This is a genomic window from Paenibacillus sp. NPDC057886 (assembly GCF_042796655.1).
Lineage (GTDB): Bacteria > Bacillota > Bacilli > Paenibacillales > Paenibacillaceae > Paenibacillus.
The window spans coordinates 19,480-33,680 of the sequence record NZ_JBHVMZ010000008.1; the positions used below are offsets into that span (position 1 = coordinate 19,480).

Below are 14,201 nucleotides of genomic sequence, written 5' to 3' on the forward strand. Positions count from 1 at the left end.
CATTCATAGGAAAACATCAACGCCAACCATTATATTATACTAAGCCCTTCTCCTTCAAACTTACGTACGTTCCATCTCCGATAATAATGTGATCCAGCACGTCTATGCCAACAATTGCGCCGGCCTCGATCAGTCTTTTGGTTATTTGAATGTCCTCTGGACTAGGCGTAGGATCACCACTGGGATGGTTGTGTGCGCACACAATAGATGCGCTGCTGCATTTGATGGCAGCCCGGAACACTTCACGCGGATGTACAATCGAAGCGTTAAGGCTACCCATGGAGAGTGTTTCCTGGGCAATAATGTGGTTTTTGCTATTCAGGAAAAGACACACAAAGTGTTCTTTCTGCAAGTAACGCAATTGTTCGGTAAGAATATCGGCCGCATCACGAGGGGTACGGATTGAAGTCGACTGTGTAAGTCTGCTCTTCGCAATCCGATGACCAAGCTCAATGCTGGCTTTCAGCTGTACAGCCTTGGCCATGCCAATTCCCTTCATCGCAGTCAATTCTTCCAGGCTCAAATCCATTAACGAGCGAATTCCACCCGCTTCGGTCAGAATCCGCTGTGCCATATGCACTGCGGATTCCTGTCTTGTACCTGTTCGAAGTAAGATCGCCAGCAATTCAGCATGGCTTAAGGCGCCCGCCCCGTATTCCATCATGCGTTCTCTCGGGCGTTCTTCCTGGGGGATGTCGCGCATCATATATTGAGGCGACTCCATATGTTCCCTCTTTTCAGATCGTCAATTGCGGAATTTCATGTACGTGGCAGTACATGTACGCCGAATCCATCCAGCATATCGCTAAGCAAGGACAACGGTAGGCCCACCACATTGAAATAACAACCTTCAACACGTTCTATCAATGAAGCACCAATGCCCTGAATGGCATATGATCCTGCCTTGTCCGAAGGCTCTCCAGTCTGAACATACGCACGAATCGTAGCGTCAGACAGTTCCTTCATCGTTACATCAGTCTGCCGATACTGAACCATGGATTGTCCATTACTTGCATCAATACAAGCTACTCCCGTGAAAACACGGTGTACACGAGCCTGTAGACGAGATAACATACGTTCAGCGTCCGCTTCGTCTACAGGTTTACCGAGAATATCACCGTCCAGAACGACAATAGTGTCACTACCAACAATAACAGCATCCTGTTCACGGCCTTCCAGTCCGCGATAAACAGCAAGCGCCTTACGCATCGCAAGTTCCTGTACCGTCTGTTCAGGAGTCCATTCCGGCGGTGTATCTTCATCGGCGTGACTTGGTATTACTTCAAAAGCTAGATGGAGTGATGCGATCAGTTCTTTACGCCGTGGCGAAGTAGAAGCCAGAATAATACGACGCTGTTGTGTTTTATCCAAAATAACCGGCCCCTTATGCTACGGCGACATCCTGTCGGATCACGCTAGTAGATATCATTTTTTAGTTTCTTCGTCAAAATTCGTCATTCTCCTATAACCTGCGATACAGCCATACAGCAGCAATAATACCAATCAGACTCAGGAGGCTCATTTGAAATTGAAGTGAAATATCATAACTGATAATATCCAGATCAGCCTGCGGCGACCAACGAATGGTCGTGGCTTTTGTTAGAAAGGCAACGGCCTTTACAGGCTGCAGTGCCTTGGCGATCCACGCACCGGCCAGCCAGCCGAGCAGCAGAAACAGCAATAACATGCCGAAGTTTTTTTTCATCGGTGATCTTCCCTCGCCATTTTTTGACACCCACATTATTATACGGGGTTTTGTACGTCAATACAAACACAAATCCGGCAAGGGGAACTATTTCCAGTTCCTTGCCGGATAGGTATTTCAAGGCTGTGTTATGGGAAAGCATGAATTACTGTTTTATCGCTTCAAGCCATTTTTTTTGCTGTAATACATATTCCATCAGATCGGACTGTACAGACCACATATGCACATTGGCCGGATTTTTGTTGTATTCGGCAATTGCCGTTACCGCACTGTTCATCGATTTTTCCATCGCGGATACATAGGGTTGTACGTCTGCACTCAGACCCGGTGCAATACTATTCAAACCGGTCAGCCACAGCTCATGCTGGTTCTGTAATGAGGTCATCGTTTCGGTTGAGACGGCTTCAGGAACCGACTGACCAAGTTGCTGGATCGAAAGGGTAGACAGTTGTTCAACCAAAGCCGAGCTGCTTGCGAAGAAATGCTGCACATCCTCTGCTTTTCCACCGAATACTGCCGGGTTCACTTCAGGGTTGACGATTTCCTTGACGTACAGTTCCACACCTTCAGTCTTAAGCCTGGAGCTGAGCAGCTTGGCCTCCTCACGGTCAGCCGAAATGCCTGCGTATACCCGATTACCATCCTCCGGGTCGGAGCCTGCGGCAATGCCTGCCTGAGACAGTTCCACCTTCGCTTGTTCAGCGCGTTCAGGAGAACTGAATACACCATATTGCAGTGCATAATAGCTGCCGCCTGTAGTCGTTGCCTGGAGCTGCTGTTCCGAACCTGCCACTCCCTCCTGACCTGTCACGGCCGATACCGCCTGATTGGCGGGAATCTTGCTCCCAGGATCTACGGCTCCTTCCCGATTAAAAAAAGAAAGAATAACCATGCCGAAGAGGGCCCCGGTTACAAGCGCACCCGTTACAGAACCAATCATTTTCCAGCCCCTCGGGGGGCGATTCCGCTTATAAGAGTAGTTTTCACTATCTGCAAGCCAATCATGACCTCCATAATTCTCGTCCGACCTGTTCTCATCCTCATCTCCCGGATATGCAGTAAACTGATTATAACTGTATCCGGGCTCATCGAGTTTCGAATCCTTGTCCGTTCTTTGGTAAGGTTCAGGTACAGTGGAGCCTGTCAGCATCGTCTCTCCCCAGTCACCGGGAATATCCTCTGGTGTCCATGAAGGAGTTGTATTCAACCGCGTTGGTGTTGGACTGTGCGGAATTTCTTCACTCAAAGCTGCAAATGTGCTGGATGTGGGTATCCCCTTGTTTTCAGGCTTGTCCGACTCGTTATCCCCAAAGCGAAACGTCATTCTAGCATTGCTCACCCCGTACCCTCTCCTTTGTCCCATTTATAACAGCTATATGCGGAGAGAATCTGAAACATTCCATTTCATGCAAAAAACCGCCTGCTTCGAAATGAAGTCAGACGGTTTATAAATGTATTTATTTCAACCCTTTGGCAAGTGTATCGCCAACTTTCCAGATATCACCTGCGCCCATCGTGAGCACAAGATCGCCTGGCTGAAGACGGTTCTGCAAATCTGCAACAACTTCTTCCTTTGTCGGAAGATAACGTGCAGAAGCATTACTGTTTTGAACGATGAGTTCAACCAGTCTAGCCGAGTGAACACCTTCAATCTGTTTTTCACCCGCAGGGGAATAGATATCGGTAATGAGAACCTCATCCGCTTCTGCAAAGGCTCGACTGAATGCATCAAGCAGGAAGAACGTACGTGTGTAACGCTGTGGCTGGAATACCGCAATGATCCGTTTCCCCGTTGCTTTGGCCGCACTGATTGTAGCCTCAATCTCGGTCGGGTGATGAGCATAATCATCAATAATCAGCATATCACGGGCCTCGCCCAGCACCTGGAATCTGCGTTTTGCTCCATGGAACTGGATAATGGCAGCCGTAATTTTCTCAAATGGAATACCTGCTTCCAGACAGGTAATGACCGTAGCCATCGCATTATAAACGTTATGTTTACCTGGAACTGACAACTCCACCGTACCCAACACATTGCCCTGATGGCTCATCGTAAAGGAAATTCGGCGGTCACCAAGCACGATATCTGTTGCTGTATAATCAGCAGCATAATCAATGCCGTATGTGGTCACCCGTGATTTCAGCTCTGGCAGAATAGCCTGAACATTCTCGTCATCAGCACACACAATGGCCGTGCCCTCTGGACGAATCTGACTCAGGAACTGCACATAAGCCTTTTTGAGTTCCTCAAAATCACTGTTGTAGTTCTCCAGGTGATCCGCTTCAATATTCGTCACAATACCGAGCCAAGGGTGGTACTGCAAAAATGAACCATCGCTCTCGTCTGCCTCGGCAACGACCCAGTCGCCTTGGCCTGCCTTGGCGTTGGTCCCCACGTTCATGATTTCCCCGCCAATGATATATGTCGGGTCTGTATCACATTTATCCATAACAAGTGCAATCATGGATGACGTGGTTGTTTTGCCATGAGCCCCGGCCACAGCCACACCTTTGCCCTCGTTCAGCAAACGCGCGAGCATCTGGGCGCGATGCAGAATCGGGATATTCAGCTGTTCAGCTGCCACGCGCTCCACATTATCAGCAGGAGCTGCCGTAGAGTAGACAACCAGGTCTGCCCCATTTACATGCTCTGCTGTATGTCCGATATATATTTTCGCTCCCTTGGCTGCCAGCTTCTCGGTCAACTCCTGTGAAGCGACATCCGATCCGGTAACGGTGTATCCCATCTCAAGCATAACTCTCGCGATGGCACTCATGCCATATCCGCCAATCCCTATAAAATGAACGTGTTCCGATGTATTTAACAAAACTTTCACCAACCTTTTTCAGAATCGGTTTGATGCAAAAGGGCTGCCCGCACATCTGCAATCAGGTACAATGTGCCGGACACCACCCCCAGATCTTCCGCTTCCGTCCGTGACTTCAATAGATCAAGTGCCTTTACCCATTCGGGCTCGACGATGATTTCCAGCTCCGGTTTCGCAATGACGGGACGTACCCGTTCGACGATCTGCAGCAATTCGGCTGCATCCATTTTGCGTCGGAAGTCTGGCTCGGTCAGGATCAGCGTATCCACTAGTGGCAGTATATGCTGCAAATACGCTTCGTGATGCTTATTCGCCAGCATGCCCATCATCAAAATTAACTTGTTGTGAGGATATACGTCGATAATGCTCTTGGCCAGCGATTCGGCCCCCTCCGGATTATGCGCACCATCCAGAACAATGCGGGGCTGATCAACCACTTTCTCGAACCTTCCTGCCCAGAAGGCATGTTCCAGTCCAAGTGCAATATCTTCATCATCCAGCATAAATGCCATGTATTGGCGAAGCAACTCCAGTACCATAAGTGCACCCGCTGCATTATCGCATTGATGTGCGCCCTGCATGCGAATACGAGCGTCCAGATCACGGAACGGTCCTGTAAAATGAAAAGATTGTCCGTTCTCATCACTGTCCAGTCTATGATAGGAGAAACGATCTCCTGCCAGATACACGGTTGAACGTAGCCGCTCTGCCGTCTCCTGGATCACCTTCACAGCCTCTGGTTGCGTGGCACAGGTAACAACGGGTACCCCCGCCTTAATGATGCCTGCCTTCTCTCCAGCAATCGCCTCAATCGTATCTCCCAGTACATCCGTATGGTCCATACCGATATTGGTAATGACCGATACCACGGGTGTAACAATATTCGTTACGTCCATCCTTCCCCCGAGCCCTGTCTCCCATACCACAATGTCCGGGTAGCACTCTTCCGCATAATACAGAAGAGCGAGTGCTGTGGATACCTCAAACATCGTAGGTGATCCAAGGGGAGTTGAAGCCATCTCTTGAACCAACGGATACAGGCGGTTCGAGAGTTTGAGCAATGTTTCTTCTGGGATATCCTCACCGTTGTACTGAAAACGGTTTGTGAATTTGGTGATATACGGGGATGTGAACGTTCCAACATCATATCCCGCCTGAAGAAGCACTGACGTCAAAAAAGCGCAAGTCGAACCTTTGCCGTTCGTTCCCGCGACATGAATAAATTTGAGACGCTGGTGAGGATTTCCCAGCAATGACATCAATCCCTCGATTCGTTCCAATCCAGGTCGGATGCCAAAAGGAATAAGGCCATTGATCCAGTTCACGGCCTCGTCATAGGTAAGTAAAGGAGATGCTATTTCTGTCCCGTTAAGTTCCGTCATATGATTCACCTTCGGTTTGAGTTTGGTTGAAAAAAGCGGCCGGATGGCGCAGAAGCACTCCATCCGACCCGAATATATTAACCTTTCAGTTCCTTGATTCGTGCAATCACCTTATCCCGTTTATCGGAATAATCCGCTTGCTTGGCGCGCTCTTCCTCGATAACCTTGGCAGGAGCCTTGGCCACAAAGCCTTCGTTCGCCAACTTTTTCTCCACACGGAGTACTTCGCCCTCAAGGTTCTGCAACTCTTTCTCCAGACGAGCCACTTCCTGATCAATATCAATAAGACCCGCCAGCGGCAAGTACAGCTCAGCCCCAGTAATGACAGCAGTCATTGCTTTATCCGGTGAGCTCAGATCCAGGCCGCTGTCGAACTCGGACGTATTACAGAAACGTTTAATGTAATGGCTGTTGCGTTCAATGATGCTGGATGTCTCTGGGTTGTTCACTTTCACCATCAATTCAATTTTCTTGCTCATTGGTACGTTTACTTCTGCACGGATGTTTCGCACTGCACGAATAGTATCCATAAGCAGGTTCATCTCGGCAACCGCTTCTGGGTTCTCCAATGCAGGGTCATACACCGGCCAGGAAGCCAACGTAATCGTCTCGCCTTCATGCGGCAGATGCTGCCAGATCTCTTCCGAAATGTAAGGCATAAACGGATGAATCAGGCGCATGGTCTGATCCAGCACATAAGCAAGCACCGATTGTGTATTCTTCTTGGCAACCGGATCTTCCCCATAGAAGGACAACTTGGCAAATTCAATATACCAGTCACACAGGTCATCCCAAATAAAGTTATACAGCAAACGGCCTGTTTCTCCAAATTCATATGCTTCGATTAGACGCGTAATATCACGAGAAGTTTCGTTCAGGCGGTGCAAAATCCAGTAATCCGCTGTTCCGAGGTCTCCGCTAATATCACGATCTTCATAGGTGAACCCTTCCAGATTCATCAGGGCGAAGCGCGATGCATTCCAGATTTTATTGGCAAAGTTACGAGCCTGTTCAACCCGCTCCCAGCGGAAACGGAGATCCTGTCCCGGCGTACTGCTGGTAGAGATCATGTAACGCATTGCATCCGCACCATATTTCTCAATCACATCCAACGGATCAACACCATTGCCAAGCGATTTGGACATCTTGCGTCCGTCTGCATCACGAACAAGACCGTGCATCAGCACATCCTTGAACGGAACCTCTTCCGTGAACTCCAGAGCGGTAAAGATCATGCGCGCCACCCAAAAATAAATAATGTCATACCCTGTTACGAGTACACTTGTCGGGTAATAACGTTTCAGATCTTCCGTGTCTTCCGGCCAGCCTAATGTAGAGAACGGCCATAATGCGGAACTGAACCATGTATCCAGAACGTCTTCATCCTGTCTCAGCTTGCGCCCAGCGTATTCTGGCAAAGTTGTCGGATCTTCAGCAGATACAATAATTTCTCCAGTCTCCTCGTCATACCAGGCAGGAATACGATGCCCCCACCACAATTGACGAGAGATACACCAGTCACGAACATTCTCGATCCAGTTCAGATACGTTTTCTCAAAACGATCCGGAACAAAACGAACCCCTTCACCGCTTTGTTGCTTTTCAATCGCTTTCTCCGCGAGCGGCTTCATCTCAACAAACCACTGTGTCGACAAATACGGCTCAACGACAGCTCCTGTCCGTTCGCTGTGTCCAACCTGATGCGTATGATCCTCGATGTTGATCAATACGCCCTGTTCTTGCAGGTCTGCAACAATCTGCTTACGGCAGTCGCTGCGATCCAGCCCCTGATATTTGCCTGCTTCGGCATTCATCGTACCGGTCTCATCCATCACCGTAATCTGTGGCAGATCATGACGAAGGCCCACTTCGAAGTCATTTGGATCATGAGCAGGCGTAATTTTCACGGCTCCGCTTCCGAAATCTTTATCTACATACTCATCTGCAATAACCGGAATTTCGCGGCCGATAATAGGCAGAACAAGCACCTTGCCAATCATGTCTGCGTAACGCTCATCCTTCGGATGAACAGCAACTGCCGTATCTCCCAGCATCGTTTCCGGGCGAGTTGTCGCTACTGTAACATACCCACTTCCGTCTTTGAGTGGATAACGCAGATGGTACAAGTGACCCTGAACTTCTTTATATTCAACCTCAATGTCGGACAGTGCAGTCCGGTTCACCGGGTCCCAGTTAATAATTCGTTTGCCTCGATAAATGAGGCCTTTTTCATACAGTTGAACAAACACTTTACGTACAGCCTGGGATAGGCCTTCGTCCAGTGTAAAACGTTCACGCGAGTAGTCGAGCGACAAGCCCATTTTGCCCCACTGCTGACGAATGGTTGTTGCGTATTGGTCCTTCCAGTCCCACACCTTCTCCAAGAACTTTTCGCGTCCCAGATCATAACGAGTCTGACCTTCTTCACGCAATTTCTGCTCCACTTTGGTTTGGGTAGCAATGCCTGCATGGTCAGAACCCGGCAGCCACAGTGCATCATACCCCTGCATCCGCTTGGTACGAATCAGAATATCCTGCAGTGTGAAATCGAGCGCATGCCCGATATGGAGCATTCCAGTTACGTTCGGGGGTGGGATTACAATCGTATAAGGTTCAGCATCTTTACGCTGGCCAGCCTTAAAATATCCATTTTCCATCCAAGTGGAATACCATTTTTGTTCCGCAGCTTTCGGATCATATGTGGTTGGCATTTCTGTTGCAGCTGAATTTTTTTGTTCAGACATGTGTCATTCCTCCGTTACTTATTCATCATCACCAAAAAACAAAAAAACCTTTCATCCATCAAAGGACGAAAGGTTAGCTTTCGCGGTACCACCTTTGTTTCACGCACATAGAAAGACAGACTACCCCTTCTACTTACGTGACACTTCAAGCAGATAACGGCTGCGACCGGCCCATCCTACCTCAGGAATGCATGATACTAAAGCTTACTCATCCCTTGTATTCAAACAGGCAACTCCCGGGCGACTTCGATCAGTTGGTTCCTACGGAATTTCCCAGCGCTACAATCCCGCTCTCTGAAAGGTCATACTGTCTACTACTCCCGATCCACGTTGTTCTTCAAAAAACCTAAACACATCATACCCTGCCCGTGCCCGATAGTCAACCTGACAACAGCGGAAAAAGCGCGCTGCAATGCAGGTTGAGGGCAGACACAGCAAAAACCCGCCATCCTCAAGGGATCACGGGTCGAAATGGACATTGAACCTGCCTACAGGTTAAGGGATATATAGAATCTGCCCTTCTTCCACAACTTGTTCGGATAATCGATTATACAACTGGAGCTCTCTGGTACTTAACTGATATCGTTCTGCAATAGTATCAAGCGTTTCTTCACGCTGTACAATGCATAATTTCACCTTACGAAACGGGGTCTGATCCACAATAGTGCCGAGGAACAGGTTCTTCCACTCTACATCATCAGGCTGGTACGCTTCTTCCTGCAGGACTCCAGCGAGCGCCTCTTGCTCCCGTTCTGCTTCCGCCTCCCGTGTCACTCTGCCAGAGGATAACAAGGAGGAGATGCCCACGCCCTCTTCCTGTTTGGGTGCAGACTCTCTCTTGCTGCCAAAAGCAACCTTGAGCTCCGGCTTGTCTTCCGTCTCAGCCACAGGTTCAGGGATAAAAGCTTCTTTTTCAGCAGACTCATTCGTGTCCAACGCTTCAAGAGGAGGTCTGTCTTCCTCCGAAATTTCCGGTTCAGACGCTGCGAAGACATCCTGCCAGTTCTCTGACTGCGAACCTGCCGGGACATCTGCAACCGCCTGATCCTCTTGCTTTGGTTCAGATCGGGCAGATTCAAAATGCCATACGTCCGGTGCTGCCTGTTCATCCGAATGCTGCGAATCCAGTTTGGAATCGGTCTGCTCCGAATTCCTTAAGTTCGTATGTAAGGTCTCGACAGAAGGCTCGGACCAGACAGACGACTCTTCAGCCAGAGGAAGCAAAGGCTCAGATTCAGGGTAAGAAGCCAACCTGTCGGCTGTCTCCGCCAAAAAAGACGAAACTGGAGAAGGCGTATCGGACAACTCCTTCGCTTGCGCTTCATCCTCCTTGTCCCTCAAGGACGAGGACTCTTCGTTTTCAGCCAATATTTTGCCTTGCTCCGCGTTCCCATCCCCTTGCTGCCAAGATTGAAACTGTTCCGGAGAAGCTTGAAATAGATGTTCCTGCTGCAGCTCCTCTTCGCTCCGTTGAAGCAGATACTCCTGAGCAAATACATTGGGATAGCTGCCTGTCTGCTCTGTTTCAGCGGAACGGTCGCCCTGCTGAGGGTCGGGCGAATGTACAACGGTAAACTCATCTGCTGACCACACCTGTGGTTCCTCCACCGGAAAACCCTCGATACCGCGAAGCGACAATACGCCTGTAATGTTCAGACTTCGGTTGGATAACAAATCGACATCAAAATTTTCGATCTCAATGGAAATATCGTCAAGCGATCTTACCCGGTTCAGGGGTACCGTGATCTCCACCGGAATAAAATGTTTGAGTTCCTCCGAGATCTCGTTCTCTCCCCGATACGCACCTGTTAGCAAAAGATGGCCTCGCAATGTTGCATGATCATCCTGACCTATCACCTGAATGCGGGGATATAACTCAATTTCCTCCAGTTCCTCAATTGCAGGGACTCCCTCTGACAAATGAACGCGCTCATAAATATCGAACCGCAAACCATAAGGTTGATTCAACAAAGGTGGCGTCCTCCTTTCGGCATATGTTCACCATGATCCTTCTCATGGGACTGATCCATGGTCCAAATCCTTCGTTACCCCATCTATATGCCTTGAATGAGATGAGCATGCCACCTTTTGTGCAAACCTTCCCAGTTTATTGGTCCTTGCCTTCCCGTTGTGCCAGTTGTTCGAAATCCTGCGGCCAAGGGTCTGCCACTTCAATTCGTGCCCCTGTCAGCGGATGGCCAAAACTCAGTGTCTCACCATGAAGAGCTTGCCGACCAATAGAATCCATTCTGCCTCCATATAACTCATCTCCGACGAGGGGATGTCCTGCATAACTTAAATGGACCCGAATCTGGTGTGTGCGTCCTGTATCCAGTGTCAGCCGGACAAGGGTAGCCCTATCCCACACCTCCACGATCTCCACATGGGTTACAGCGTCCTGCCCACCTTCAGAGACACGTCTGCGTTGCTTGTGATGCCTGTCCTTCCCAATCGGAGCATCAATCGTATTCAGCTCCGTGGATATCTGACCACCTGCAATGGCGACGTAATGACGTCCAATATCTTTACGCCGCATTGCTTCATCCAGTTTGGCGAGGGCAAAAGCATTTTTGGCATATAAAACAGGTCCCGTTGTGTCCTCATCCAGACGATGAACATGGCGGACATTCGCCTGAATCCCATTCATTTCGTAATAGGAAGCAACCGCATGATCCAGCGTAATCGATTGATCCGCCCGGCTCCCATCGGGATGAAGCTTCATTCCGGCCGGTTTATGCACAACCAGACAGAAGTCATCCTCATACAAAACATCGATATCCGCCCAACGCGGTTCAACATCGATTGACTGAGACGCAAAAAGGGCCAGCCGAAGCCGGTCCCCTGCCAGTTGTATGCCCTGGTTCGTCTTTAGCTGACGCAACATTTTCTCTGGTAACTGAAGCTCAGACAAGAGCCATTGCTCTGCAGCCGTTTGCCTGTCTGAACTGCCTGTCACCACTTTGCCTGGCATCAGCTCAAGCCATTCCCCACGGCGTTTCCAACTTTTAATTGTCATAATGATTGAAGAGCCTTACGGTTCGCCTCGATCGTATCGTCAATATCCTGCTCCGTATGCACGCCAGAGACAAACATGCCTTCGTATTGGGAAGGTGCAACACTCACACCCTGATCAATCATGGCCGCAAAGTAACGACGGAATTGATCCAGATTGCTTTCTTTGGCAATATCATAATTCGTAACCGGAACAGCACTGAAAAATGGACAAACCATCGAACCAACACGGTTAATCGTTATGGCTACACCTGTCTCTGCTGCATTCTTTTCAAACCCAGCCTGCAAACGTGCAGACAATGTCTCCAGACGATCATAGACCTCCGGTGTCAACAATTTGAGGGTGGTGTAACCTGCTGCCATAGCGAGCGGATTACCGCTCAGCGTACCTGCTTGATAGATCGGTCCGGTTGGAGCAATCTGTTCCATCAGATCACGTCTGCCGCCATAAGCGCCTACCGGAAGCCCGCCACCGATAACTTTACCCAGACAAGTCAGGTCAGGTGTAACGCCATATCGTCCCTGTGCACAGTTCAAGCCTACACGGAAACCGGTCATGACTTCGTCAAAAATGAGCAGACTGCCGTATTGAGACGTCAAATTGCGCAGGCCTTCAAGGAAACCCGAAACTGGTGGTACAACCCCCATATTACCTGCAACAGGTTCCACAATGACGGCGGCCAGTTCTTCACCATAACGTTCAAAAGCAAGCTTCACCGACTCCAGGTCATTGTATGGAACCGTAATCGTATTTATGGCCACACCTTCAGGAACACCAGGGCTGTCAGGCAGACCCAGTGTTGCTACACCAGATCCTGCTTTGATCAGTAAGCTGTCGGCATGTCCGTGATATGATCCTTCAAATTTCAAAATTTTACTGCGTCCAGTTACACCACGTGCCAACCGAATCGCACTCATGGTTGCTTCCGTACCGGAATTCACCATTCGTACAATATCGATTGAAGGCACACGCTCACAGACGAGTTTTGCCATCTCTGTCTCCAGCAACGTTGGCGCACCAAAACTTGTTCCTTTAAGGGCTGTCTCACGCAAAGCTTCTACCACGTCAGGATGCGCATGTCCCATAATGAGCGGACCCCAAGATCCCACATAATCAATAAAAACATTGCCATCAATATCATAGATTTTGGATCCTTCTCCGCGCTCTGCATAGATCGGGGTAAGCCCAACCGATTTAAACGCTCGAACTGGGCTGTTCACACCCCCAGGTATGTACTGCTTGGCTTCTTCAAATGCGCTGCGTGAGCGCTCATCATTGCGACGGGTTCCTTGTTGTGCAGTCATGAACATCCTCCTTAGTGATGAGGCCCCACCAAACCTTATTGGAGGGGACCTTTATATATTTTTGATAAACCATATTCCGTTTTGTTCATCCTAGCTGTTAAGGAAAGTTAAGGAAGCAAGCTATTATTTCTCGGTCAGCCAGCGTGAAGCGTCTTTTCCGTAGTACGTAATAATCATATCTGCACCCGCACGTTTCATACTCAACAGAATTTCCATGGCCACTTTCTTCTCATCAATCCAGCCTTGAATCGCCGCTGCCTTCACCATGGCATACTCTCCACTTACGTTGTAAGCAACCAGTGGAAGATCAAATTGATCCTTGATCGTACGCATGACATCCAGATAGGACAGTGAAGGTTTCACCATCAACATGTCCGCTCCTTCCAGCACATCGGTTTCGGCTTCACGCAATGCTTCACGAGCGTTCGCCGGGTCCATCTGATACGACTTGCGGTCTCCGAATTGTGGCGTGGAATCCGCAGCTTCGCGGAATGGACCATAGAATGCTGAAGCATATTTTACGGAGTAAGACATGATTGGAATGTGACTGAAGCCATTCTCATCCAATCCGGCACGGATCGCTTGGACAAATCCATCCATCATGTTGGATGGTGCAATGATGTCCGCTCCAGCTTTGGCCTGGGATACCGCTGTTTTTACGAGCAGCTCCAGCGATTCGTCATTAAGAACATCTCCGCAAATGTGACCGTCCACTTCCACGGTGTGCACCATGCCGCAATGACCGTGATCGGTGAATTCGCATAGACAGGTATCAGCAACGACCAACAGTTCAGGGTACCAGGACTTAATCAGCTTGGTTGCTTCCTGTACAATGCCATCTTCCGCGAATCCAGACGAACCTACACTATCTTTGGTTTCCGGAATACCGAATAACAGCACAGCTGGAATACCCAGTTCGGCAATCTCCTTCACTTCTTCCTGCAAACGGTCCAGCGAGAAGCGGAATACGCCCGGCATGGATTTGATCTCGGATTTTACATTTTCACCATAAGTAACATAGATGGGTTGGATAAAGTCATCCACAGTCAAATGGGTCTCTCTCACCATATTGCGGATACCTGTGGATTGACGTAAACGGCGATGCCGAACAATTGGAAAACTCATACGTGTGAAACCTCCCTGAATAGTGATGTGGAGCAAAAAGCGAAGCGCGCCGGTATCGTAACGAATTCAGCACGCTTCATCTATCGATTGCGGTTCAATT

11 protein-coding genes and 1 other annotated feature are annotated in these 14,201 nt (G+C 49.2%); all 11 genes read right to left on the reverse strand.

Annotated elements, in window-relative coordinates; translation table 11 throughout:
* Positions 1 to 34: 34 nt before the first annotated feature.
* The 11 genes from radC to hemB all read right to left on the reverse strand — a co-directional run bounded on the left by radC (position 35) and on the right by hemB (position 14,101).
* On the reverse strand, positions 35 to 724 hold the full coding sequence (radC, locus tag ACFVQB_RS24835) for a RadC family protein (protein ID WP_024633970.1): 690 nt from the start codon (positions 722 to 724) through the stop codon (positions 35 to 37).
* A 35-nt stretch (positions 725 to 759) separates the two neighbouring features.
* The gene (locus ACFVQB_RS24840; protein WP_379445588.1) at positions 760 to 1,371 is read right to left on the reverse strand and encodes a Maf family protein; all 612 of its coding nucleotides are present in this window, start codon (positions 1,369 to 1,371) and stop codon (positions 760 to 762) included.
* A 91-nt stretch (positions 1,372 to 1,462) separates the two neighbouring features.
* A complete protein-coding gene (locus ACFVQB_RS24845; protein ID WP_024633972.1) occupies positions 1,463 to 1,705 on the reverse strand; it encodes a DUF4321 domain-containing protein in 243 nt (80 codons plus the stop codon).
* A gap of 145 nt (positions 1,706 to 1,850) precedes the next feature.
* Positions 1,851 to 3,044, reverse strand: a complete 1,194-nt coding sequence (locus tag ACFVQB_RS24850) for an SPOR domain-containing protein (protein WP_379445591.1) — start codon at positions 3,042 to 3,044, stop codon at positions 1,851 to 1,853.
* Between the two features lie 118 nt (positions 3,045 to 3,162).
* Entirely contained in the window at positions 3,163 to 4,482 is a 1,320-nt protein-coding gene (gene murC / locus ACFVQB_RS24855) for a UDP-N-acetylmuramate--L-alanine ligase (protein WP_379446871.1), read from the reverse strand.
* A 56-nt stretch (positions 4,483 to 4,538) separates the two neighbouring features.
* Positions 4,539 to 5,915 (reverse strand): bifunctional folylpolyglutamate synthase/dihydrofolate synthase, encoded by a 1,377-nt coding sequence (locus ACFVQB_RS24860; RefSeq protein ID WP_379445593.1) that lies wholly within the window; start codon positions 5,913 to 5,915, stop codon positions 4,539 to 4,541.
* A gap of 77 nt (positions 5,916 to 5,992) precedes the next feature.
* Positions 5,993 to 8,659 carry a valine--tRNA ligase gene (locus ACFVQB_RS24865; RefSeq protein ID WP_379445616.1) on the reverse strand — a complete coding sequence of 889 codons (2,667 nt, stop codon included), beginning with the start codon at positions 8,657 to 8,659 and terminating at the stop codon, positions 5,993 to 5,995.
* A 58-nt stretch (positions 8,660 to 8,717) separates the two neighbouring features.
* Positions 8,718 to 8,996 (reverse strand) — a binding site (T-box leader).
* 158 nt (positions 8,997 to 9,154) lie between these two features.
* Positions 9,155 to 10,630, reverse strand: a complete 1,476-nt coding sequence (locus tag ACFVQB_RS24870; RefSeq protein WP_379445623.1) for a LysM peptidoglycan-binding domain-containing protein — start codon at positions 10,628 to 10,630, stop codon at positions 9,155 to 9,157.
* A 136-nt stretch (positions 10,631 to 10,766) separates the two neighbouring features.
* Entirely contained in the window at positions 10,767 to 11,675 is a 909-nt protein-coding gene (locus tag ACFVQB_RS24875) for an RluA family pseudouridine synthase (protein ID WP_379445633.1), read from the reverse strand.
* Positions 11,672 to 12,976, reverse strand: a complete 1,305-nt coding sequence (hemL, locus tag ACFVQB_RS24880) for a glutamate-1-semialdehyde 2,1-aminomutase (RefSeq protein ID WP_076290785.1) — start codon at positions 12,974 to 12,976, stop codon at positions 11,672 to 11,674. The genes ACFVQB_RS24875 and hemL overlap by 4 nt, the downstream gene beginning before the upstream one ends.
* A 123-nt stretch (positions 12,977 to 13,099) precedes the next feature.
* Positions 13,100 to 14,101, reverse strand: coding sequence for a porphobilinogen synthase (hemB, locus tag ACFVQB_RS24885; RefSeq protein ID WP_379445639.1), 1,002 nt, complete (start codon positions 14,099 to 14,101; stop codon positions 13,100 to 13,102).
* Positions 14,102 to 14,201: the final 100 nt, after the last annotated feature.